Here is a 23,299-nt window from a genome sequence, read left to right as displayed (position 1 = left end):
TGTTGAACCATGCTTAAAATCCAAGGTTTGAACAGTGTGTGTAAGCAGTCCAGCCTGCGTCGATGAACGCTTTCTTTTGTCCCGCTTCAGTGCGGTAGACACTGTCTGACTTTTCTTCGGCGAACCCCCGGCCCAAACGGCGTTGGGGGCCTCTTACCGAAAGTTGCCTGTCTTTAATGACCACTTTTGCTGCCCTTGGTGTGCCCAAGGCACTTGTTTCCTCCCTCGCCGCCGCCGGAATTGACGAGGCCTTCCCCATTCAGGTGGAAACCCTTCCGGACACCCTTAAGGGCCGTGACGTCCTGGGCCGTGGCCGCACCGGGTCCGGCAAGACGCTGGCGTTCTCCCTTCCGCTGGTTGCACGCCTGGCCGAGAATGAAGCAGCCTACCGCCGCCGCCCGAACCGCCCCCTGGGCCTGGTCCTGGCGCCGACCCGCGAGCTGGCCACGCAGATCAACAACGTGATTGAGCCCCTGGCCAAGGAGCTTGGCCTGAACACCACCGTGATCTACGGCGGCGTGTCCCAGCAGCGTCAGGAAAAGGCGCTCAAGGCCGGCGTCGACATCGTCATCGCCTGCCCGGGCCGCCTCGAAGACCTGATGAAGCAGAAGGTCATCAGCCTCGAGTCCGTCGAGATCACCGTGCTGGACGAGGCCGACCACATGGCGGACCTCGGCTTCCTGCCGGTTGTCCAGCGCCTGCTGGACCGCACTCCGGAAAAGGGCCAGCGGATGCTGTTCTCCGCCACCCTGGACAACGGCGTGGACAAGCTTGTCCGCCGTTACCTGTCGAACCCGCTGACGCACTCCGTGGATGAGCCGCAGGCAGCGGTGTCCACCATGGAGCACCACGTGCTGCTGGTCCAGGACCAGACGGCCAAGAAGCTGCTGGTCAAGGAACTGGCCGGTGGCCAGGGCCGCCGCATCATGTTCATGCGCACCAAGCACCACGCCCGCAAGATGGCCCAGTTCCTCACGGACAACGGCATCCCCACGGTGGACCTGCACGGCAACCTGTCCCAGAATGCCCGTGACCGCAACCTGGCGGAGTTCGCTTCCGGTGACGTGCGCGTACTGGTGGCCACCGACGTCGCCGCCCGCGGCGTGCACGTGGACGACGTCGAGCTGGTTGTCCACATCGACCCGCCCACGGAACACAAGGCCTACCTGCACCGCTCAGGCCGTACGGCCCGCGCCGGTTCCAGCGGAACCGTCGTGACGCTGACCCTTCCGGAGCAGAAGAGCGAGGTGTCGAAGCTGATGAAGGCTGCCGGCGTCGACGTTTCCATCGAGAAGGTCAGCCACAATTCGCCGTCGATCGCCAAGCTCATCGGCGAACGCGCGGCCATCGTGGAACCGCATGTCCGTGCAGCGCAGCTTGCCGCCAAGTCCCCGCAGCAGGGCGGCGGGCGCTCCACCGGCGCCAACGCCCAGCGCAAGCGTGCTGCCCGCAGCACGGGTGCTCCCCGCGCCGGCGGACGCGGCGGTACAGGCGGACGCGGACGCGTTTCGGCTGAACGCCCCGACCGCATGGAACGCAACGACCGCGCAGCCGCCGGTGACGACGTGCGTACGCAGCGTCCGGCCCGGTCCTCTGACGGCCGTCGCAACAGCGCCTCAGCGGCCACCGCATCCGGCCGCAACCGCCGCCCGGCAACCGGCCAGCGTGCCGAGGGCGCCGGCAGCGGCCAGCGTGCAGGCGGGGCCTCCCGCGGCGCCGCCGGTGCAGCCTCCGGCCGTCCGGCACGTGGCGCCGGCCCCCGCCGCGCAACGGCACCGGCGTCGAACGAACGCCGTTCCCGCTAACGCATAACCACAGCTGAAAGAGGCGCCGCACCCACAAGGTGCGGCGCCTCTTTCAGCTTTTCCGGGAGTGGACTACTCCGTGTAAAGCCCCATTCCACGCAGGACATTGCGGCGGGCCGCATTGGAGATAAGGAACCGGCGGCCGGTGGTGACCTCCGGTTCGATGCGGACAAACGCGTTTTTCGTCCCCGTCTGCCACGGGAAGAGCGCGAGGTCCTCGGAGTCCATGATCTCCGAGAAGTCTTCGAGCAGGGTGGCGCCGCCCTTAAGCACCACGCTCCAGGCGGAGGACAGCGTGTCATCGTAACCGTCAATTTCGAACGCAACCCGGTTGTCCGAGAGTGCGCCGGCCAGTTTGGTTCCCGCAGCGGTGCGGAAGACCACCGTGCCGTGGTCCACGGCAAAGTTAACGGGGAAAATTTCGGGATGTCCGTCGATATTCACGGCGAGCCGGCCGAATTTGGCCTGCCGGACGTATGTCCAGCACTGGCTGGAAGTCAGGTGGTCTGCGGGGTTCTCATCGCTGATCGGCATGGCGTCAGTCTAGGGCAGGTGCAGGCGGGCGGGTATGCAGGCAGCGAAGCCGTGGCTTATCTGTGCCGGGTGGAGAACAATTGAGCCATGAAAGCGATTCTGAACGTCATCTGGCTGCTGTTCGGCGGTATCTGGCTCGCGCTCGGTTATGCACTGGCGGGTGTGGTCTGCTGCCTGCTGATTGTGACCATCCCGTTCGGCATCGCATCCTTCCGCATCGCCAACTATGCGCTCTGGCCGTTCGGCCGGACGGTTGTGGACCGGGGTGGGTTCACCGGCCCCCTCAGCCTGCTGGGAAACATTATCTGGCTGCTGCTGGCCGGCATCTGGATCGCCATCGGACACGTCCTCACGGCTATCCCGATGTTCGTGAGCATCGTCGGAATCCCGCTGGGCATCGCCAACCTGAAGATGCTGCCGATTTCGTTGATGCCGCTGGGCAAGGTCATCGTGCCTACGGACACCTGGCAGATAACTCCGTACGCCGGGAACGCGTACCGGCAGCCCGGCTATCAGGGCCGGGTAGCACCCCAGCAGCAGTGGCCTTCCTGATCCCGTCCGTAGCCTGACTGGCTGGCACGGCTCCTAAGCCTGCTGCTAGCCCTGGGCGCCCTCAAGGAAGGCCTTCATCAGCGGGCCGCCCGAGGTGGAACCCCGTTCGCCCTGCTCCACGAACACTGCAACGGCCAGATCGCCCTGGATGGCCAGCACCCATGCGTGGGTTTCCGGCGGCGTCTGGCTGCCGAACTCGGCGGTGCCGGTCTTGGCGAGCACCGGTTCGCCGGGCACGTCGAGCAGCATCTGCACTCCGCCCTCGGCGACGACGGCGCGCATCATCTCCCGCAGTGATGCGGCCTCCTCTGCCGTGAGGTTCCCCGGAACGGGAACTGTCGATTCCGATGCGGAGGCGGTGGGAGAAGCGGAAGCAGACCCGTCTGCCGGGGACGGCGGGGCGGATTCCCGGATCAGCGTGGGGGAGACCCGTTCGCCCTTGCCGATGGAGGCACCGGCAACCGCCATGGCCAGGGGGGAGACCAGGACCTGCCCTTGTCCGATCAGCGAGGCGGCATGTTCGGTGCCTTCAGCCTCCGCGGGCACGGAACCCAGGAACGCGTCGGTGCCGATGGCCGCGTCCGCACCGATACCCAGGTCTCCGGCAGCAGCGGAGAGGCTCTGCTGGGAAACGGTGCCCCGGGCATTGAGGAAGGCCGTGTTGCAGGAGTTCGCGAATGCCGTGCGCAGCGGGATGCTGCCGGTGGCCTCGGCCGGGTAGCCGGGGACGTTGTTGAACTTCCGGCCGTCGACGTTGAGTTCCGCCGGGCACTCCACGGTGCTGGCCGGTGTGGTGCCGTTGCGCAGCATTGCCAAAGCGGTGGCCGTCTTGAACGTGGATCCCGGCGGGTACTGGCCCAGGAGGGCGGTTTGCTGGCCTTCACTGCCGGGGCCGTTGGCCACGGTCAGGATCTCGCCGGTGGAGGGCTGGATAGCCACGATGGCCGATGCCGACGGTTCTTGTTCCAGGACTTCCTCGGCAAGCTGCTGCAGCTTCGGGTCGAGGCTGGTCTGCAGGTCTGAGCCCGTCTGCGGGTCGGAGCTATGGACGGTTTCCTTGGTTCCGGCCTCATTTTCGACGGTAATGGTTACGCCGGGGCTGCCCTGCAGCTGCGAGTCGTACTGCTTCTGCAGGCCGGAGAGTCCTGTCTGGTCCCCGGCGGACACCCTGCCCTCAGACTCCTCGACCAATTCCGCAGTCGCCTCGCCCACGGTGCCCAGCAGGGCACGGGCGAAGCCGCGGGTGGGTGCCAGGATCCGCTGGGCGGGAAGGGAAAGGGCACCGGGGATGGCTTCGACGGCCGCCGGGGTTGCGGGTCCCTCGGCCTCCTCGCGTTGCACAATCGCCTCGACAAAGGCTTCGGGGCCTGAGGCCTGCACTTTTGCGGTGTAGTCGGCGGGATCCAGCCCCACCAGTTCAGCCAGGGCAGCCGACGAGGAGGCGTACTGCTCCTCGGAGAGGTCGGGTTTGTTGATGCCGATACGAAGCACCGGCCGGGCGTTCATCAGCGGTTCCCCGTTGCGGTCCAGGATGTCGGCACGGTTGCCGGGGGTCGTGGAGCGGACCAGCCGATCGCCGTCGGCCAGGGAATCGAACAGTACGGAGGGTGCCCACTCGACAAGCCACTGGTCGTCCTCTCCGCGGCGGAGCTGGGCGGAGCTCTCGTAGGACCAATCCGGCTGCGAATCGCTGTTGACGTCCCAGGCATAGGTTAGCCGCGCGGTGGCGGCGGAGTCATCGTCCTCGTCTTCGTCAATGCCGGCCACTGTGACCTCGGGGCGGAGCGGGCCCATGTCGGCGAGCAGCTGCTCCAGCTCCGCATTCACTTCCGCAGGGGTGCCCGCCGTAAAGGCAGATGCTGAAACGTCCATTTGGCTCAAGCCCTGGGCGAGGTCGGCGGCGGTGCCGTCAGGCGACGGTTTGTCCCCCGAGCAGGACACCAGGGTCAGGGCGAGTGCGGCAACGGCAAGGACGGAAACGGAAGTACGGTTTTTCCCCATCCGCACAGGCTACCCGGCGCGCGTCCCGTGCACAGGGAACAGGTGCCGGAAACCTTTCGCCGGGTTGCCCCGGTCCGCGGCCGTCGGCCGACCCTGTGCAGGGCATTGTTTCCCTGCTACGGTTTGAAAAACGGCCGGGAAACGGCCGCTGAAGGTTACTCAGAACTGTAACCCTGAATACAACTCGCTTCCACCGGCATCCTGCGGACAGCCGGAACGGCCGCAATGGCCGCTGGAGGACCGGATCGGTTGCCGGTTGTTCTACGGCAGGAGTGTGCAAATGTCCGATCTGGACATGATTCTCGAGAAGACGGTGCGGTCCTACGGGCGGCGGCAGATCCAGGCGGGCCACGCACTGATGATCGTTATGGCGCGCGACATTCCGCATCCCATCGGAGAGGTGTGGTCGGCGCTCGCTGATCCGGAACAGCTGCGCCAATGGGTGGCACACCCGGAAGGCGACCTGCGGCGCGGCGGCACCTACACCCTTCCGGACGGATCCCACGGGACGATCCTGCGCTGCGACGGACCCCGCCTTCTCACCGTGTCCTGGGCGCGGGAGGGGTCCTCCGTGGCTGAAGTGGAGTTCCACCTGACCGGAGAGGACGGATTCACCCGGTTCGAGCTGCGGTACGCCTCGGTGCGCAAGGGATTCGCGGTAACGGCCGCCCCCGGCGCAGGCCTGTGGACAGGCGGCGCGGGGTGGGAATATTTCCTCGATGTCCTGGAGGAGTACCTGGCCGGAACCATTCCTGCCGAGCCGCAGGGAATCCGGTTTGAAATCGAGGCTGAGGGCCCGCTCTCGCAGCTCTTCGAAGCCCGCAACGAACGGTGGCTGCGAACAGCCCACGACTTCGATCAGGAGCATATTCCCTAGGCTTCGCGCGCCGCGGTGAAGCTGCGTGCACGACTTTACTTCCAAAGTTGAGCTGATTAGACTCAACTTTGTTTAGCATTGCGGAAGCATTCTTCGCTGAGGTTTTGAGGAGCCACCCGTGGACACGAAATTCACGAACAAGAGCCAAGAAGCACTTTCGGCTGCGGCCATGAACGCGAACACTGCGGGAAATCCGCAGATTGAACCGGCGCATCTGCTGAAAGCGCTTATGGATCAGCGGCAGGGGGTCGCCGTCGCTCTCCTGAAGGCTGCAGGAATCAACGTGGACACCGTCAGTGCCGCTGCCAGCACTGCCATTCACCAGTTGCCGTCCTCCTCCGGCAGCTCGGTGGCGCAGCCCCAGTTTTCCAGGCCCTTGCTCCAAGTCATCAATGCTGCGCAGCAGGAAGCCGAGAAGCTTGGGGATGCCTTTGTCTCCACCGAACACCTCCTGCTTGGGTTGTCCCTCGATAACGGCCCTGCAGGAAAAGCGCTTCGGGATAACAACGCCGGGCACGACGCACTCAGCGCCGTCCTTCCATCCGTACGAGGAGACCGCAAAGTGACCAACGCTGATCCGGAGAACACCTTCCAGGCCCTGGAGAAATTCAGTACGGACCTGACGGAAATGGCCCGCTCGGGCAAGCTGGACCCGGTGATCGGCCGGGATGCCGAGATCCGGCGCGTGATCCAGGTGCTCAGCCGCCGCACCAAGAACAACCCGGTACTCATCGGTGAGCCGGGCGTGGGTAAGACCGCCGTCGTCGAGGGACTGGCCCAGCGCATCGTGGCAGGAGACGTCCCCGAGAGCCTGAGCGGCAAGACGCTGCTGTCCCTTGACCTTGGGTCGATGGTTGCCGGGGCTAAGTACCGCGGTGAGTTCGAAGAGCGGTTCAAGGCAGTGCTCGAGGAAATCTCCAGCGCCGAAGGGCAGATCGTCACCTTCATCGACGAGCTGCACACCGTAGTAGGGGCGGGCGCGGCCGAAGGGTCCATGGATGCCGGCAATATGCTCAAGCCGATGCTGGCGCGCGGCGAGCTCCGGCTGATCGGTGCCACCACCCTGGACGAATACCGCGAAAACATCGAAAAGGATGCGGCCTTGGAGCGCCGCTTCCAGCAGGTATATGTCGGCGAGCCCAGTGTTCCGGACACCATCGGCATTCTGCGCGGCTTGAAGGAACGGTACGAGGCCCACCACAAGGTCGCCATTGCAGACTCCGCACTGGTTGCCGCCGCCACGCTGTCCAACCGCTACATCACCGGACGCCAGCTCCCGGATAAGGCCATTGACCTGGTGGATGAGGCCGCATCCCGGCTGCGGATGGAGATCGATTCCGCCCCTGAGGAAATCGACGAGCTCCGGCGTTCAGTGGACCGGCTCACCATGGAAGAACTCGCACTGGCGAATGAAACGGACGAGGCCTCGATGGAGCGGCTGGCCGTTCTGCGCGAGGACATGGCCAATAAGAAGGAACAGTTGGCGGCGCTCAACGCCCGCTGGGAGGCCGAGAAGGCGGGACTGAACCGGGTCGGCGACCTCAAGGCAAAGATCGACGAGCTGCGCAGCGAGGCGGAGAAATTCCAGCGCGACGGCGACCTCACGGAAGCCTCCCGCATCCTGTATGGGGAAATACCTGCCCTGCAGAAGGAACTGGAGGCAGCTCAGCAGGACGAGGAGAACAGCTTCGGCGAAGAAACCCGGGAACTGATGGTCTCCGAGGAAGTCACTGCGGACGACATCGCGGAAGTGGTCTCCGCCTGGACGGGCATCCCCTCCGGACGCATGCTGCAGGGCGAATCCCAGAAACTGCTGGACATGGAAGAAGCCATCGGCTCGCGTCTGATCGGACAGAGCAAGGCCGTGGCCGCGGTCTCCGACGCCGTGCGCCGCTCACGGGCCGGTGTCAGCGACCCGGACCGGCCAACCGGTTCCTTCCTGTTCCTTGGCCCCACCGGCGTCGGCAAGACCGAACTGGCGAAGGCCCTGGCGGACTTCCTCTTCGACGACGAGCGGGCCATGGTCCGCATCGATATGAGTGAGTACTCCGAGAAGCATGCGGTGTCCCGCCTGGTGGGTGCGCCTCCCGGATACGTGGGCTATGAAGAGGGCGGCCAGCTGACTGAAGCTGTGCGCCGCCGCCCCTACTCGGTGATCCTGCTGGACGAAGTGGAGAAGGCACATCCTGATGTCTTCGACATCCTGCTTCAGGTGCTCGACGACGGCAGGCTGACCGACGGCCAGGGCCGGACAGTGGACTTCCGCAACGTCATCCTGATCCTGACGTCCAACCTCGGGTCCCAGTTCCTGGTGGATCCGGGCCTGACCGAGGAGCAGAAGCGCGAATCGGTGATGTCCATGGTCAACGCGAACTTCAAGCCGGAGTTCCTTAACCGGCTCGACGACGTGATCCTGTTCGATCCGCTGAGCCTGGAGGACCTGACCCGGATCGTGGACATCCAGGTGCGTGCCCTGGCCAACCGGCTGCATGAGCGCCGTCTGGTGCTGGACGTGACCGATGCGGCTCGGGAATGGCTGGGCCTGACCGGCTACGATCCGGCCTACGGTGCACGGCCGCTACGCCGTCTGGTGCAGCGGGAGATCGGCGACCAGCTGGCCCGCGGGATCCTGGCCGGAAAGATCAGCGACGGCGACACAGTCCTGGTGGATAGGCCGTCAGACGGGCTGGACGGCGACGGGCTGGTGGCCGAGCCCGGGCTTACGGTGGCTGCGGTCGCCTAGGCCAAACAGTAAAAGGCGCGCGGCGGCTGATGCCCGCCGCGCGCCTTTCTGCTGTCGCCTGCGCTTACTCCTGGACCCGCTTACTCCTGCACCAGGGACTCGGTGAGTTCCTGGCCTTCAGGGGCGAAAACGATGCAGTCCACGCGGCGGTCGCCTGAGGCCCAGGTCTGCTCCGTGGGGATGGACTTGGCCAGCTTCAGGCCCGGGAACTCCGCGGCGGCGCCGGCATACTGCACAGCCTCGCAGACATCGTTGACCCGCTCTTCCAAGGCGCTGGTGCCGGGGAAAGCAGCGTCCTCGGTGAAACTGTCGGTGGCGACCAGCTGGGCGTTGTGCGGCGTTTCGCAGGTGACTACGGTGGCGCTGGAATTGACGTCGTCCCAATCCTTCAGGCACGCGCCGTCTTCCAGCTCCAGGGGACTTACGTCCTCGGAGATGACGCCTTCCGCCTTGCCGTTAAAAACGAACACGAAAAGCAGGATGGCGACCACGGCGGCGAGTACAACACCGCCGAGCACCAGAATCAGGCGGGTGTTGCGCTTGCTCTTGCCGCTGTCCTTTACCGTGGCGGGGGCTGACGCCGTCCCTGCCCCTGTCGCGGGGTCCGTGGTGCCGTAGGATGCGCCGGGCTGCTTGAATGCTGCTGTGGCCCCTGCTGTCCGGCTTTCGGCCAGCCTCCGTGACCTGCGGGTATCGCCGGCCGGCACAGCTGCCGTAACGGGCTCCGGTTCGCCTGCCGCAGCAACCGGGGCGGGTGTGCGCTCCTGGTGCGCGGTGGTCATTGGAGCCGCTGCATTGATGCCGTGCAGGGGGTGCGGTTCGGCGTCCCCTTGGGACGGTTCGTGCTCCGCTTCGCCAACCGGTTCACGTTCTTCCACAGGTTCCGGCGTCTCTGACTTTGAAGCGGTTTCATCCTCGGCGCTGTCGGCCTTGGACTCATCCGCGTCTGCTGGGCTGTCCGGCACCGTTTCATCCTCGGCGTCATCGGCCTCGGAGCCGCCTTCCGTGGCGGTGCTGCCGGCCTCGGAGTCGACCGCCTCTGCACTGTCGGCCGTAGGGCTTTCTGCGCTGTCGGTCGCGGCTCCATCCCCGGCGCCATCATCCGTCGCGGCGTCCGTCTCGGCGCTGCCTTCGGAGGCGGTGCCGGCAGCCGAATCGGGATCGGAGGCCGTTGCCTCGCCGTCCTCGGGTGTTGGACCGGAAAGAGCGGTCGCCTCGCCGGTTTCTCCGGACTCATTGACGCCGGCGGCGTTGGCGTCCACCTGGACTTCCGTCCCGGCAGGAGCGGGTTCCAGCCCGGACAGGCGTCCCGCTTCGGCGGCGGTGGCCTCGGCTGCAGCGGTTTCCGAGGCAACCTGGTCGAGGGCCGCTGCTTCCACAGCGTCATCGCTCAGGGTCGGTTCGGCCAGTGAAGGTTCCTCCAGCTTGAGTTCCTCGGGTGCCACCACCACCGGTTCCGGGGGAAGCTCCAACGCAGCGGTACCGTCGCCTTCAGTCCCGGCGTCCGTAGATGGCGCATTCACTGCTGAGCCTGCACCGTCGGCCTCTTCGACTCCGGCCGGTTCACCGCTCACGGCACCTTCGAAACTGCGTTCCCAGACGCCGGCGTCGTGGTTTCCATCTTCGGAGAGCCACGCGGGGGAGTCCGAATGCGCGCTCAGATCGGGGAAGGCGCCCGGCGTACTTTCCTTCTCCGGTGGCGGAAAACCCGCTCCCGGTGTACTTTTCTGATCGCTCATGGTGAACGTCTGTCCTCCCTGTAGGCGGTGGCATGATGCACCCCAAAACTGTCTCTACCCCCGACTTTAGCCAATATCGGAGGGCGGGCGCAGGGACCGGCGTGCCGGAGGCGCTGTGCTAATGCCCGGGGAACACCCCCTGCCGGGGCGGAGGGGGCACAAGCCAGCGGGAAAACATGTAACCTGTACTTACGACAAATTGACCAAATATTCCGGGGCCCTCGTTCATCTGCCCGAACGACTAACCTCCGGATCGACGCAAAAAGGGGGTCACGCCATGGGGCGCGGCCGTCAAAAGGCAAAAGCAACCAAGCAGGCACGGGAGATGAAGTACTTCACCCCTGCCACGGACTACTCGGCGCTGCAGCGTGAGCTCTCAGGACCGACGAGTCGTCCATCCAGTCGATATCCCGAGGAGCCGGCTGAACCCGACTACTCGGCGTACGAAGATAAGTACGCGGATCAATTTGGCGACGATGACGATGATGAGGGTAACCGCCGCGTAGGCTAGCGGTAATTTCCTCAACGACGTTGGCCAATTGCCTCCTTCAGCGGATCACCTCAGGGTGGGTCCGCTGAATGGCGTTAAGCCTGCAAATCCAGGTTCCAGTTCCAAGCTAAGGCCCCGCACCGGCGCATCCGGTGCGGGACCTTGGCTTTGCCCGGCGGGGCTGCTCAGGCGTAGGTTCCGACCAAACGGACCGCGCCGCCGTCAACGCCCTTGGCACCCTGCACGAAATCGGAATCGGCGCCGGACGGCGTTTCGATCCCGCCGACGGTGCCCATGACCCAGGCGGGGACGCCGCGGGCCGCGAGGCGCTCAAGCGCGGCGTCCGCGCTTCCCTCGTCGACGATAGCCACCATGCCGACGCCGAGGTTCAGCGTACGTTCGAGGTCCGGCTGAGGGACGTTGCCCAGTTCGGCGATCAGCTTGAACACGGGTGGCAGTTCCCAGGTGGAACGGTCCACCGTGGCCTGCAACCCCTTCGGCAGCACACGCGCCAGGTTTGCTGCCAATCCGCCGCCGGTCACGTGGCTGAAACCGTGCACTCCGGCCGCGTCGTAGCGGGCCAGGTCCAGGCAGTCAGCGGCGTAGACGCGGGTAGGTTCGAGCAGTTCCTCGCCCAGAGTGCGTCCCAGCTCGGAAACCTGGCGTTCAAGCTGCCAGCCTGCATGGTTGATAACGCGTCGGACGAGGGAATAGCCGTTGGAGTGGATACCCGAAGACGCCATACCGATGATTACGTCGCCGTGGCGAACGCGGTCCGGTCCGAGGAGCCGGTCCGCCTCCACAACGCCCGTGGCAGCGCCCGCGACGTCGTACTCGTGCTCACCCAGCAGCCCCGGGTGTTCGGCGGTTTCCCCGCCCACCAGTGCCGTGCCGGCCACCTCGCAGGCAGCCGCGATGCCGCGGACTATGTCGGCGATGCGCTCCGGCACCACCTTGCCGCAGGCAATGTAGTCGGTCATGAACAGCGGCTCGGCCCCCACCACCACGATGTCGTCCACCACCATGCCCACGAGGTCGAAGCCGATGGTGTCGTGGATATCCATGGCCTGCGCAATGGCGACCTTGGTTCCGACGCCGTCCGTGGACGTTGCGAGCAGCGGCTTCCGGTATTGGAGCAGCCGGGAGGCGTCGTAAAGGCCGGCGAAACCGCCCACTCCGCCCAGGACCGACGGATTGTGGGTGGCCTTTACGGCCGCCTTCATCAGTTCAACGGCTTTGTCGCCGGCTTCGACATCCACTCCTGCGGACGCGTAAGTGATGGGAGCGGCGTTCATACGGCTTCTTTCTTTTCGGCGTCGGTAAGCAGGTTCTCGTATTCGCTGTCCGGTCCCGGGTCACAGCCGTTGGAGCCGGCGTCCTCCGCAGGGTTGGCGGGATTCGCGGGTTCCAGCAGGTTCTTCCCCAGCCGGTCCGCGGCGGGCAGCTCGATCGGGTAGACACCGGTGAAGCAGGCCGTGCACAACCGTTCCCTCGGCTGCAGGGTTGCGTCGATCATGCCGTCTTCGGAAATGTACGCCAGGCTGTCCGCGCCGATGGACGCGCGGATTTCCTCCACGGCAGCGCCGTTGGCGATCAGCTCGGCGCGCGAGGCGAAGTCGATGCCGTAGAAGCACGGCCACTTGACCGGCGGAGAGGAAATCTTCACGTGTACCTCAAGGGCGCCGGCTTCGTGCAGCATCCGGACAATGGCACGCTGTGTATTGCCTCGCACAATCGAATCGTCCACCACCACTACCCGCTTGCCGCGGATTACGGATTCGAGGGCGTTCAGCTTCAGCTTGATTCCGAGCTGGCGAAGGGTCTGGCTGGGCTGGATGAAGGTGCGTCCAACGTAGGAGTTCTTGACGAACCCATGGGCAAAGGGAATGCCGGATTCCTCGGCGTATCCCACCGCGGCCGGGGTGCCGGATTCCGGGACCGGGATCACGATGTCCGCCTCAACCGCGTTCTCCCGTGCCAGCTGGCGGCCCATCTCGACGCGGGATTCGTATACCGACCGCCCGGCAATGGTGGCATCGGGGCGGGCGAGGTAAACGTACTCGAACACGCAGCCGGCCGGCGTCGGCTCACCGAAGGTGCGGCTGCGGACCCCCGATTCGTCAATGGCAATGAATTCGCCCGGCTTGATCTCGCGGATGAAACTGGCTCCCACCGTCGCGAGGGCGGAGCCTTCGGAGGCCACCACCCAGCCGCGCTCCAGCCGCCCAAGCACCAGGGGCCGGACGCCGTAGGTGTCCCGGGCGGCGTAGAGGGTGCCCTCATCCATAAACACAAACGAGAACGCGCCGCGAAGTTTCGGCAGCAGTTCCATGGCCGTGTCCTCGAGTGACCGTCCGTCGCTGCCATTGAGCAGTGCGGTGACCAATGCCGTGTCCGAGGTGTTGCCCTGGGCGATTTCGCCGGCGCGCGGCCGGCCTTCGCGCTCCAGGATCAGTTCGTACAGTTCGGCGGAGTTGGTCAGGTTGCCGTTGTGCGCCAGGGCCACGGTACCGCTCGCGGTGGCGCCGAGGGTGGGCTGGGCATTGGCCCAGTGGGAGGCCCCGGTGGTCGAATACCGGCAGTGCCCCACCGCGATGTGCCCTACGAGGGTATTGAGCGTGGTTTCATCGAAGACCTGGGAAACCAGTCCCATGTCCTTGTACACGCTGATGCGGTTGCCGTCGCTGGTGGCGATGCCGGCGGACTCCTGTCCGCGGTGCTGCAGGGCGTAAAGGCCGTAATAGGTTAGCTTCGCTACCTCTTCGCCGGGGGCCCAGACTCCGAAGACCCCACAGGCATCCTGTGGGCCTTTTTCGCCGGGCATCAGATCATGGGAAAGCTGTCCGTCTCCACGTGCCATGTGTGCATTCTCTCACGGACACCCGGCGGCGCGGGCTGTATGCGCCAGCGTTACGCCGGCGGCTGCTCCCGGCTTTGCGGTTCCGCGGGATCCACGCTTTCAACCGTGGACCGGCGTGCCTTGCGGACACTGATCCAATCCAGGATGAGGGCAGTCAAGGCTCCCAACAGCAGCCCCGGGAGGCCGAACATGATGGTGAAGAACCCGAGGGTGGCCTCACGGGTGAAGCCGGGGTTCTCGGCCCCGCCGTAGGCGACAAAGAGGGCAGCAATAAACCCGGCGACCACGCCAAGTGCCAGGAAAGGGACGAAACGGGGAGCGCGGCGGACCGTAATCTCGCGGCGCTCAGGGCTGTGCTGCTCGGAAACCATGCTCCGATTCTACCGGCCTGGCACTCGCCCGCTGTGCCGACGGAGAACAGGCACGGACGGGACGGACATGGGCCGGGGACCCTACAACCCGGTCCGGAAGAGCGGCAGCACATCCGAAAGGTCGGCGCGCAGCCCCGAGGCCGCGACCTTCCCAGCGGAAACGGCGTCGGCCCAGGACTGCCGGCCGGTGACCAGCGCCAGCCAGGTGGCGCCGTCGGTCTCGATGACGTTCGGGGGAGTGCCGCGCGTGTGCCGGGGGCCGGCCACGCACTGGGTCACCCCGTACGGCGGAACCCGGACCTCAACGCTGTTGCCGGGGGCGCGTTCAGCGAGTTCTTCCAGGGCATAGCGCACTGCCATGGCAGTGGTGCCGCGGTCCGTTGCCCCGGCAGCTGCTGCCTGCAGTGCCGCCCGGCCGTCTTCGCCGGAGATCCGGCGCCGTGCCACCCTTCTAGCCCAGCAGCGCCGTGACCGGCGCGCCCAGCCGCAGGCTTCCCACGGGCTGTCCGCCGCCGAGCACCGGCTGCATGATCTTGTCCAGCACCTTCTCCACGGCCAGCGGGTCGACGGCGCCGCTGGCAGCCAGCAGCGTCAGGCCCACCAGGGATGCGGCGCGGGTATTGCCGTCGAGCATCTTCAGGGCCACGGAAGCGCCGGTGTCGGTGCCCAGCACCAGGACACCCTCGGCGCCGTTCTTGGCGATGATCCCCAGGTCCTCCATCACGACCGAGTTCTCGCGGCCGTGGCCGTGCACCGCCCAGGGGTAGTCGAGCATCGCGGTGGCTACCGTTGCCGCACGGGCGTTGCCGTGCTTGCCGGACGGCGCCTTAGCCAGCCGGCCGATGCCGCGTGCCAGCCCGGTCAGCGAAACAGCGGCCAGCGGTGCACCGCAGCCGTCCACCGCCCAGTGCTGCACGGTTTCACCGGTGAACTCCTCAATCACCTCGGCGATGCGGCGCTGCAGCGGATGCTGGGGATCCAGATAGGTTGCGTGGTCCCAGTTGTTCTCGGTGCAGGCCCAGAGGAAGGCGGCGTGCTTGCCGGAGCAGTTGAAAGCGATCCGCTCCGGCCCCTTGCCCTCGCGGATGAGTTCATTGCGGGCCTCAGCGTCCTGCGGCCAGTCCTCGGGGCACTGCAGGTGCCCCTCGGTGACGCCGGCCGCGGCCAGCATGCCGCGGACGACGTCGGTGTGTTCCCGGGAGCCGACGTGGCTGGCGGCGGCAAGCGCCACCTGCGGTCCCCGCAGGGGCACCCCGGACTGCATGGCTGCGACGGCTTGGAACGGCTTGAGCGTGGAGCGGGGGAAGATCGGCGTGGTGATGTCACCGAGCTCCGTGACCACGGTGCCGTCGGCGGCCATCACGACGGCGGAACCGATGTGGCGGGACTCAATAAAACCGTTGCGCTCCAGCACGGCCAGTTCAACGGCGTCGGACGCGGTGAAAGTTGCGTTCATGTACTTCAGTCTAAAGGGGTGCGGGGGGCGAACCGGCGATGACGGCCCCGGCACCGCCGTCGATCTCGCTGCCCCCCGCTGTTCCCCGGCGTGCGCTTTACCACTGCGGCGTCCGCAGTCCCACTATCGATCCACCTCCGGCTACCTGCAAGGGTTGCTGGCCTACAGGTACCGGGCAGGCGTCAAATAGGTAGCCCCGGGGTTTCGAACCGTCGCCAGCGGGCATCGCGGCGGCAATCACCGGGGCCGCGTCATGTTGGGCAGGTGCTTTCGAGCGGTCCATCCCAGCAAGTACCCTGATCTACTGTGAAGGTTCTCGTAGTAGGCCCAGGCGGCCGCGAACATGCCCTTGTCCGAGCGCTCCTGGCCGATCCCTACGTCCGCGAGGTCCACGCGGCACCCGGGAACGCAGGCATTGCCCAGATGGTCCCGGTCCACCCGGTCGAGGCCACCGACCCCTCCGCGGTCACGGACCTGGCCCGCTCCCTCGGTTCCGACCTGGTGGTCATCGGCCCGGAAGCACCGCTCGCGGCAGGTGTTGCCGACGCACTGCGGGAGGCAGGGATTGCCGTGTTCGGCCCGTCGCAGGCGGCCGCCCAGCTCGAAGCTTCCAAGGCCTTTGCCAAGCAGGTCATGGCGGCCGCCAACGTTCCCACCGCGATGGCACGCGTGGCCGGCACCGTGGAAGAAGCCGCCGACGCGCTCGATACCTTCGGCACCCCGTACGTGGTCAAGGATGACGGGCTGGCCGCGGGCAAGGGCGTCGTGGTGACCTCGGACCGGAACGAAGCACTGGAGCACGCCCGAGCCTGCTTCGATGCGGGCGGAACCGTGGTGATCGAGGAGTTCCTGGACGGCCCCGAGGTCTCCCTCTTCGTGCTCTCCGACGGACGGCACGTGGTGCCGCTGGCTCCCGTCCAGGATTTCAAACGGATTTTCAACGACGACGCCGGCCCCAACACCGGCGGCATGGGCGCCTACTCGCCTCTGGACTGGGCGCCGGCCGGGCTGGTGCAGGATGTGGTCCGCCGGGTCGCGCAGCCGACCATTGACGAAATGGCGTCCCGCGGTACCCCTTTCGTGGGCGTGCTTTACTGCGGGCTTGCCCTGACGACGCGCGGGGTGCGGGTCATCGAATTCAACGCGCGCTTCGGTGACCCCGAGACGCAGGCGGTGCTGGCCCGGTTGAAGACGCCGCTCGGCGGGCTGCTGATGGCGGCGGCCAAGGGAGAGCTGGACGCCATGGAGCAGCTCAAATGGGACCCGCGCCCCGCCGTCGCCGTGGTGGTGGCGGCAGAAAACTATCCGGGCACGCCGCGGACCGGTGACCGGGTGCGCGGGCTGAAGAAAGCCGCGCAGCTGGAGGGTGTGCACGTGCTGCACGCCGGAACGAAGCTCAAGAAGGACAAGGTGCGCAGCGCCGGCGGGCGGGTACTTTCCGTGGTCGCGCTGGGGTCCACCTTGGACGAAGCGAGGGACCGCGCCTACGCCGGCGTCGATTTGATCCGGCTGGAGGGGTCCCAGCACCGCACCGATATTGCCTTGAAGGCTGCCCGCGGCGAAGTACGGGTTCCGGAAGGCAGTTCGGGGCAGGCGGGCGGTAAGCCGGCGCCGGAAGCGGCTGTGGCCCGCGAAGGGAACCCGGCGTGAGCGACGGTACGGGCCGTGCGCCTCAGCTGCCGGGCTGGCGGCACGTGTATTCGGGCAAGGTCCGCGATCTGTATGTGCCAGAGGGAGCCGGGGACGACGCCGGCCGGGTGCTTGTGGTGGCCAGTGACCGGATCAGCGCGTATGACCACGTGCTGGCCAGCACCATTCCGGATAAGGGGCGGATCCTCACCCAGCTCAGTCTGTGGTGGTTTGACCAGTTGGCGGAAATCCCGAACCATGTGATTTCCGTCCGGGAGGGCATTCCGGAGGCCGTGGCCGGCCGGGCGATGATCTGCAAAAAGCTGGAGATGTACCCGGTGGAGTGCATTGCCCGCGGTTACCTGACCGGATCCGGGCTGGCCGAGTACCAGGCATCCCGGACAGTGTGCGGGCTGCCGCTGCCTGCCGGGCTGGTGGATGGTTCGCGGATTGAACCGGCCGTTTTCACTCCCTCGGCCAAGGCCGAGCAGGGCGAACATGACGAGAACATTACCTATGAAGCGGTGGTGGACACGGTGGGCGCCGGCACGGCTGACGAGCTGCGTTCACTGACGCTGCAGATCTACACCCGTGCCGAAGCCGTGGCACGGGAACGCGGGATCATCCTCGCCGATACCAAAGTGGAGTTCGGGAAGGACCCGCTGACCGGTGCGGTCACCCTGGGGGACGAGGTGCTGACCCCGGATTCGTCCCGTTTCTGGGACGCGGCACTGTATGCGCCCGGCCAGGCCCAGCCGTCCTTCGATAAGCAGTATGTGCGGGACTGGCTCACCTCGCCGGCCTCGGGCTGGGACCGGCACTCCGCTGCGCCGCCCCCTGCTCTCCCGGCCGACGTCGTCGAACGCACCCGGGCCCGGTATGTGGAGGCCTATGAACGGCTGACGGGGGAGAAGTTCGTCTAGCCTCGGCTTGCTCGCGCTACTTAACACAAAAGGGCCGGTCAGATTTCTCTGACCGGCCCTTGCTGGTCGGGGTGACAGGATTTGAACCTGCGACCTCGTCGTCCCGAACGACGCGCGCTACCAAGCTGCGCCACACCCCGTAACCACTGCTTCGGTGAAGTGTTTGACGACCTCGCGAAGCAACTTTACAAGGATACTAGACAAATCCCGATTCCGCGAAACGGGCGTTTTGAACGTCTCCGGCGGCACCTGCGGAAGGCAGGTCCGGGACCCCGATTCGAGCTAGGCGTCCCGCGCCGTCAGGGTCAGCAGGACCGCCTCGGGGCGGCAGGCAAAGCGCACCGGCGCGTAGCGCGAGGTGCCGATGCCGGCGGAGACGTTCAGCGGCACCCGGCGTCCCGCATGTGCCCAGGAGGTCAGGCCGCGGGCCTGCCAGGTCGGCAGGTCGCAGTTGCTGACCAGGGCGCCGTAGCCGGGAATGCAGACCTGTCCGCCGTGGGTGTGCCCCGCAAGGATGATCTCGGCGCCTCCGCCGGTGAATTCGTTGAGCACGCGCTGGTAGGGAGCGTGGGCGACGCCGATTTTCACTTCGGGCGCTGCATTGTTTCCCGTGGATGCGGGTACGCCGGACGGTGCAAAGCCCTGATATTCGTCCCGCCCCAGGTGCGGGTCATCCACGCCGGAGAAGTTCAGGCGCAGGCCGGGCAGGTCCATCACGCTGTTGGTGTTGGTGAGGTTCTGCCAGCCGGCGTCCTGGAAAGACTCGAAGAGGCTTCCCCAGGGCAGTTTCTCCGGCTCGCGCCGATGCTTGGAAGGGCCGGTGAAGTACGTAAACGGGTTCTTCAGTACCGGGGCGTAGTAATCGTTGGAGCCGGGGACAAAGACGCCCGGGAAACGCATCACGGGTTTCAGCGCTTCGAGCACGGCTGGTACTGCCTGCGGGTGGCTGAGGTTGTCGCCGGTGTTGACTACCAGGTCCGGTTCCAGATCAGCCAGGCCCTGCAGCCAGCGGACTTTCCGTTCCTGGCCGGGAACAAAGTGGATGTCCGAAAGGTGCAGGACCCGCAGGGGCGTGCTTCCCGCCGGAAGGACCCGGACGTTTTCTTCACGGACACCGAAGAGGTTCCGTTCTATCAGGGAGCCGTAGGCGAAGGCCGCAGCACCGGTGCCGGCGAGGCCGCCGGCCAGCCATGCGGCCTTGCGTCCCACGGATGTGAGGGTCGAATCAGTCACTAGCCGTTACCGCCGCCGTTGCCGCCGCCGTTACCGTTGCCGCCGCCGTTACCGTTGCCGCCGCCTTCACCGCCGGCATTGCCGCCGCCTTCACCGCCGGCATTGCCGCCGCCTTCACCGCCGGCATTGCCGCCGCCTTCACCGCCGGCATTGCCGCCGCCTTCACCGCCGGCATTGCCGTTACCGCCGCCTTCACCGCCGCCGTTGCCGGGACCCTGATCTGCAGCCGGGGACGCCGGCGGGGAGGCAGGAGGCGTTGCCCGGGGAGGGGGAGCCATGTTGCCGATCATGCTGGCCGGGGGAGCGGTAAACGCATTGGCTTCGTACTGTCCGGCAATCCGCTGGATGTAGTTCTTCCAAGACGGGCCGGCGATCAGGGAACCGTCGATCTCCGGGTAGGTCCGTCCGCCGATCAGCTTGTCAGACATGGTGGTGTTATTGGCTTTCCAGTTGCCGATCCACGAGGCGGTGACCATCCCGGTGCTGTAGCCCATGAACCAGGTCTGCGAGCGGGTGTCGTTGGTGCCGGTCTTGCCTGCGGTGGGAACACCGACCTGCAGGTTCACACCGGAACCGTTGGTCATCACCCGCTGGGTGGCCATATTGACGCCCTGGGCAACCTCTTTGCGCATCACCTGTTCGCAGGACTGCTTCGGAACCTGATATTCGGTGCCGTCGGCACCGGTGACGGATTCAAGGGCAATGGGGTCACACTGCAGGCCTTCGGCGGCCAGAGTTGCAAAGCCGGTGGCCATGGACAGCGGCGAGGCGTCGCCGCCGCCGCCGAAGGTGGACGGCGGGTTGACGGAGAGCATGTCCTCTTTGCCTTCCGAGCTCTTGCCGTCATGGATTCCTGCAGCAAAGGCCATTTCCTGGAAGGAGCACAGATCCAGCTGGTTGATCTCGGCGAGGGTGATGGTGTTGTAGGACTGGGCCAAACCGTCCAGGACGGTGGTGGTTTTGTAGTTCGTATCTCCGTAGTTGATGGGCGTCCACGGTTCAAGTGCCACATAGCGGCCGCCGGGAAGGCACTTGGCGTTCCAGGAGTGTCCCGCGGGGTAGGTGCGCTTGGAACCGTTCAGGGTGGTGTTCAGGGTCTTACCCGCATCCAACCAGGCAGCAACGGTGAACGGTTTGTAGGTGGATCCGGGCTGGAATCCGCCGAGGCCGTTAAGGGGCTTGGTCGGATCGCCGCCCTGGTTAACGTCCACGTTGAAGTTCTGGACGGAGTTGCCGTCCGCGAGTTCGGGGGTGTAGCGGGTGTTCTGGGCCATCGTCAGGATCTTGCCGGTGCCGGGTTCAACGCTGACCATGGCGTGGCCGATTTCAGCGTCGGTGGTGTCCGGATTGGCCGTTTCGTTGACTGCTGTCTGCGCGGCGTTCTGGAACGTCGGGTTCAGCGTGGTCTTGATGGTCAGGCCGCCGCGCTTGAGCAGCTTGTCCCTGTCTTCCTCGGTTGCACCGAAGTTCTCGTCATTGAGCACAAGGCGCGTCACGTAGTCACAGAAGTAGGGGGCCTGCGAGGCCCCGACGCAGTTGCTGGACACCGGCGTGATCTGCAGGTCCAAACCGGTGGCAACAGAAGCGTCGAAGTCTGCCTGGCTGATGCGGCCCTTATCCAACATGGCCTGCAGCACCAGGTTCCGGCGTTCCAGGGCGCGCTCGGGGTTCAGCTCCGGGCTGTAGAACGTGGGACCGTTGACGACGCCGGCCAGCAGCGCCGACTGCGCAATGTTCAGGTCCTTGGCGTCAACGTTGAAGAAGTAGCGGGCCGCAGCCTGGACGCCGTACGTGGTGCCGCTGAACGGAACGATATTGAAGTAACCCTCAAGGATTTCGTCCTTGCTCAGCTCTTTCTCCACCGCAATTGCAAGCTTCATTTCGCGAAGCTTGTCGCCAACCGATTTACCGCCGCTGAAAACAACTTCCTCGTTGTTCTGCATGTTGGTGTCAATGATGACGTTGTTTACGTATTGCTGGGTGATGGTGGAAGCACCGCGGGTGCTGTCGCTGGTGGCATTGGACACCAGGGCGCCCATGATGCCCTGCAGATCCACCCCGCCGTGTTCGTAGAACCGGTCATCCTCGATGGCCAGCATGGCGTCCACCATATTGGGTGACACCTGGTCGAGGGTCACCGGCTGGCGGTTCTCCTCATACACGGTGGCGATCAGGGAGCCGTCGTTTGCATAGATCTTTGACGGCGTGGCCAGTGCCCCGCGTTCGAGTTCCGACGGAAGCTGGTCAAAGAACTGGATGGATCCGGATGCGGCTGTGCCTGCTGCTGCGGCTACCGGAACCAGGAGACCGGCCGCCAGGACTCCGCAAAGAGCACTGATGCCGAAGAACGCGACGAGCTTCCCGAGAGTGGTCGCCGTGTCAAAGAACGGTGATTTGCGTGCTGCCATGCGAGACAGTCTACAAGCACGTTACGCTTTCCCTTATGACCAAATGGGAATACTTCATTACGCCTCTTCCACTGCACACACCCGGGCAAGTCCTAAATATGCACGGGGACGAAGGCTGGGAACTGGTGCAGATCGCTTCGGCGCCGAACGGAACCGGTTCCGTTGCCTACATGAAACGCGAAAAAAACCAGTGACCGGCGCTGCCGGTGCAGTCTCGGCTGTTGAGATCAGGCTCCGGGAACTGGGCCTGAGCCTTCCTGCCGTCGCGTCTCCGGTGGCCGTCTACGTTCCGGCCGTGATCAGCGGAAACCTCGTCCACACATCCGGCCAACTGCCGTTTGTGGACGGGGTCCTGCCGGCCACGGGCAAGGTTGGTGCGGAAGTGGGCGCAGAGGATGCGGCGTCCTACGCGGCCATCTGTGCCGTCAACGCCCTGGCCGCCGTGAAGGCTCAGATTGGTGACCTTGACCGCGTGGTACGGGTGGTCAAAGTGGTGGGGTACGTCGCCTCCGACCCTTCCTTCACCGGCCAGCCGGCCGTCATTAACGGTGCTTCCGAGCTGCTGGGAAATGTCTTCGGCTCCGCGGGAAGCCATGCGCGTTCCGCCGTCGGAGTGGCGGTCCTGCCCCTGGACGCGCCCGTTGAAGTAGAAATGATCGTTGAATTTGCCTAACTCCTCAGTCCGGCTGTTCCCGGTGGCCCCCTCGGAACGGGTGGCGGCCCAGACCTGGTTCGAGCGCCCCGACCGCACGCCCCGCAAACCGCGGCTGGCGTCCTCAGTGGTGCTGCTGCGGGACTCTCCGCGCGGCACCCAGACGTACCTTTCCTACCGGCGGGGCGAATCGCCTCTGGGCAAGGTCGCCTTCCCGGGCGGCAGCATCGAGGAGAACGACGACGCGCAGGTCACCTGGTACGGTCCGGCACCGGCGCTGTGGGCGAAGTCCATGGGGGCCGACGACGCCCGGCTGGCCCGCCGCCACGTCGTGGCCGCGATCCGCGAGTTGTTCGAAGAAACCGGCATCCTGCTGGCCGGCCCGGACGAGTCCACGCTGCTGGAAAGCAACCGCGGCCCGGAATGGATGGCAGCCCGGACGGCGATTGCCACCCAGGAGGCATCCTTCCTGGAGTTGCTTGGAAAGCGCGGCCTCGGTCTGCGCACGGACCTTTTGCGCCCGCTGTCCAACTGGCACAGCGCCGACTTTGCGCTCCGGCGCTTCGATACCCGTTACTTTGCTGCGGTCCAGCCGGTAGGCCAGGACGCCACCCTGCTGGAGGGTAAAGGTGTCTGGGCCGACTGGAAACCGGCGTCGGAAGTCATTGCCGCTCGGGACAGCACCGCGCTGGGTGACGAAATCGGCCAGCCGGACACCTCCGGGCTGACCCTGGGCGAACTGGTGGTTCCCGCCGTTGAAATCACCCTGGAAAAGGTGGCGTCCGCCCGGGGCTGCATCGCTTACCTTTCGAGCCGCCGGCCCGCCGCTGTTTATCAGCCGGAACTGGTGGAGGTTGACGGGAAGCCCTGCGTAGCCGTTCGTGCAGCCGGCGGTGCCGAAGGATCCTCGCAGCACGGGCGCTGACCGGCCGCGGGTAGGCCGGTGCACAAATGTGCACGGTTTGAACCAATAACGGCGGGGGGCGGGCCCCCGGCGCGGGGCGCCCCGGGTTTGTTTTTTGTGGC

General features: G+C 65.8%; 20 protein-coding genes and 1 tRNA gene. 10 read left to right on the top strand and 11 right to left on the bottom strand.

Annotated elements, in window-relative coordinates; all coding sequences use genetic code 11:
• The first annotated feature begins 176 nt into the window (after positions 1–176).
• Positions 177–1,805, top strand: coding sequence for a DEAD/DEAH box helicase (locus LOC56_RS03220; protein WP_229950430.1), 1,629 nt, complete (start codon positions 177–179; stop codon positions 1,803–1,805).
• A 72-nt stretch (positions 1,806–1,877) separates the two neighbouring features.
• Here LOC56_RS03220 and LOC56_RS03215 read toward each other — a convergent pair whose 3' ends face one another.
• Positions 1,878–2,339: a pyridoxamine 5'-phosphate oxidase family protein gene (locus LOC56_RS03215; protein ID WP_229950428.1), complete on the bottom strand. Its 462-nt coding sequence runs from the start codon at positions 2,337–2,339 to the stop codon at positions 1,878–1,880.
• Between the two features lie 87 nt (positions 2,340–2,426).
• Here LOC56_RS03215 and LOC56_RS03210 point away from each other — a divergent pair, with 87 nt between their 5' ends.
• Complete coding sequence (locus LOC56_RS03210) at positions 2,427–2,891, top strand: YccF domain-containing protein (RefSeq protein ID WP_229950426.1); 465 nt, start codon at positions 2,427–2,429, stop codon at positions 2,889–2,891.
• Positions 2,892–2,936: 45 nt separating this feature from the next.
• Here the strand turns inward: LOC56_RS03210 and LOC56_RS03205 are convergent, their stop codons facing one another.
• The gene (locus LOC56_RS03205) at positions 2,937–4,892 is read right to left on the bottom strand and encodes a penicillin-binding transpeptidase domain-containing protein (protein ID WP_229950424.1); all 1,956 of its coding nucleotides are present in this window, start codon (positions 4,890–4,892) and stop codon (positions 2,937–2,939) included.
• A gap of 280 nt (positions 4,893–5,172) precedes the next feature.
• Here LOC56_RS03205 and LOC56_RS03200 point away from each other — a divergent pair, with 280 nt between their 5' ends.
• Together LOC56_RS03200 and clpB are read left to right on the top strand one after the other, a co-directional pair.
• Positions 5,173–5,769, top strand: coding sequence for an SRPBCC domain-containing protein (locus LOC56_RS03200; RefSeq protein ID WP_229950423.1), 597 nt, complete (start codon positions 5,173–5,175; stop codon positions 5,767–5,769).
• Positions 5,770–5,887: 118 nt separating this feature from the next.
• Entirely contained in the window at positions 5,888–8,512 is a 2,625-nt protein-coding gene (gene clpB / locus LOC56_RS03195) for an ATP-dependent chaperone ClpB (protein WP_229950421.1), read from the top strand.
• A gap of 80 nt (positions 8,513–8,592) precedes the next feature.
• On the opposite strand, the gene LOC56_RS03190 is transcribed toward clpB, so the two are convergent.
• A complete protein-coding gene (locus LOC56_RS03190) occupies positions 8,593–10,251 on the bottom strand; it encodes a septum formation family protein (RefSeq protein ID WP_229950418.1) in 1,659 nt (552 codons plus the stop codon).
• 277 nt (positions 10,252–10,528) lie between these two features.
• On the opposite strand from LOC56_RS03190, the gene LOC56_RS03185 reads away from it, so the two are divergent.
• Positions 10,529–10,762, top strand: a complete 234-nt coding sequence (locus LOC56_RS03185; protein WP_146361664.1) for a DUF3073 domain-containing protein — start codon at positions 10,529–10,531, stop codon at positions 10,760–10,762.
• 164 nt (positions 10,763–10,926) lie between these two features.
• Here LOC56_RS03185 and purM read toward each other — a convergent pair whose 3' ends face one another.
• The 5 genes from purM to LOC56_RS03160 all read right to left on the bottom strand — a co-directional run bounded on the left by purM (position 10,927) and on the right by LOC56_RS03160 (position 15,428).
• The gene (gene purM / locus LOC56_RS03180; protein ID WP_229950417.1) at positions 10,927–12,036 is read right to left on the bottom strand and encodes a phosphoribosylformylglycinamidine cyclo-ligase; all 1,110 of its coding nucleotides are present in this window, start codon (positions 12,034–12,036) and stop codon (positions 10,927–10,929) included.
• Complete coding sequence (purF, locus tag LOC56_RS03175) at positions 12,033–13,601, bottom strand: amidophosphoribosyltransferase (protein WP_229950413.1); 1,569 nt, start codon at positions 13,599–13,601, stop codon at positions 12,033–12,035. Before purF ends, purM begins: the two co-directional genes overlap by 4 nt.
• 50 nt (positions 13,602–13,651) lie before the next feature.
• Positions 13,652–13,972: a hypothetical protein gene (locus LOC56_RS03170; protein WP_229950411.1), complete on the bottom strand. Its 321-nt coding sequence runs from the start codon at positions 13,970–13,972 to the stop codon at positions 13,652–13,654.
• A gap of 81 nt (positions 13,973–14,053) precedes the next feature.
• Positions 14,054–14,419: a sterol carrier family protein gene (locus tag LOC56_RS03165; protein WP_229950410.1), complete on the bottom strand. Its 366-nt coding sequence runs from the start codon at positions 14,417–14,419 to the stop codon at positions 14,054–14,056.
• Positions 14,420–14,423: 4 nt separating this feature from the next.
• Positions 14,424–15,428, bottom strand: coding sequence for an asparaginase (locus LOC56_RS03160; protein ID WP_229950408.1), 1,005 nt, complete (start codon positions 15,426–15,428; stop codon positions 14,424–14,426).
• Positions 15,429–15,734: 306 nt separating this feature from the next.
• Between LOC56_RS03160 and purD the strand changes: the two genes are divergently transcribed.
• Positions 15,735–17,078 carry a phosphoribosylamine--glycine ligase gene (gene purD, locus LOC56_RS03155; RefSeq protein WP_229950406.1) on the top strand — a complete coding sequence of 448 codons (1,344 nt, stop codon included), beginning with the start codon at positions 15,735–15,737 and terminating at the stop codon, positions 17,076–17,078.
• A complete protein-coding gene (locus LOC56_RS03150) occupies positions 17,075–17,980 on the top strand; it encodes a phosphoribosylaminoimidazolesuccinocarboxamide synthase (RefSeq protein ID WP_229950404.1) in 906 nt (301 codons plus the stop codon). Before purD ends, LOC56_RS03150 begins: the two co-directional genes overlap by 4 nt.
• A gap of 63 nt (positions 17,981–18,043) precedes the next feature.
• Here the strand turns inward: LOC56_RS03150 and LOC56_RS03145 are convergent.
• The 3 genes from LOC56_RS03145 to LOC56_RS03135 form a co-directional block, all read right to left on the bottom strand.
• Positions 18,044–18,120, bottom strand: a tRNA-Pro gene (locus LOC56_RS03145).
• 142 nt (positions 18,121–18,262) lie between these two features.
• On the bottom strand, positions 18,263–19,213 hold the full coding sequence (locus LOC56_RS03140) for a metallophosphoesterase (RefSeq protein WP_442860057.1): 951 nt from the start codon (positions 19,211–19,213) through the stop codon (positions 18,263–18,265).
• The gene (locus LOC56_RS03135; RefSeq protein WP_229950402.1) at positions 19,213–21,621 is read right to left on the bottom strand and encodes a transglycosylase domain-containing protein; all 2,409 of its coding nucleotides are present in this window, start codon (positions 21,619–21,621) and stop codon (positions 19,213–19,215) included. Before LOC56_RS03135 ends, LOC56_RS03140 begins: the two co-directional genes overlap by 1 nt.
• 35 nt (positions 21,622–21,656) lie before the next feature.
• Here LOC56_RS03135 and LOC56_RS03130 point away from each other — a divergent pair, with 35 nt between their 5' ends.
• From LOC56_RS03130 to LOC56_RS03120, 3 genes are read left to right on the top strand one after another with little or no spacing between them, the layout of a single operon-like run.
• On the top strand, positions 21,657–21,815 hold the full coding sequence (locus LOC56_RS03130; RefSeq protein WP_227919175.1) for a DUF4177 domain-containing protein: 159 nt from the start codon (positions 21,657–21,659) through the stop codon (positions 21,813–21,815).
• Positions 21,812–22,294 (top strand): RidA family protein, encoded by a 483-nt coding sequence (locus tag LOC56_RS03125; RefSeq protein ID WP_229950400.1) that lies wholly within the window; start codon positions 21,812–21,814, stop codon positions 22,292–22,294. The genes LOC56_RS03130 and LOC56_RS03125 overlap by 4 nt, the downstream gene beginning before the upstream one ends.
• Complete coding sequence (locus tag LOC56_RS03120) at positions 22,287–23,198, top strand: NUDIX hydrolase (protein WP_229950397.1); 912 nt, start codon at positions 22,287–22,289, stop codon at positions 23,196–23,198. The genes LOC56_RS03125 and LOC56_RS03120 overlap by 8 nt, the downstream gene beginning before the upstream one ends.
• The last annotated feature ends 101 nt before the right edge of the window (positions 23,199–23,299 follow it).

This window comes from Arthrobacter sp. zg-Y179, assembly GCF_020907345.1.
GTDB classification, from domain to species: Bacteria; Actinomycetota; Actinomycetes; order Actinomycetales; family Micrococcaceae; genus Arthrobacter_B; species Arthrobacter_B jinronghuae.
Note: the sequence above shows the minus strand (reverse complement) of the source record. Positions and strands in the feature narration are given on the sequence as shown.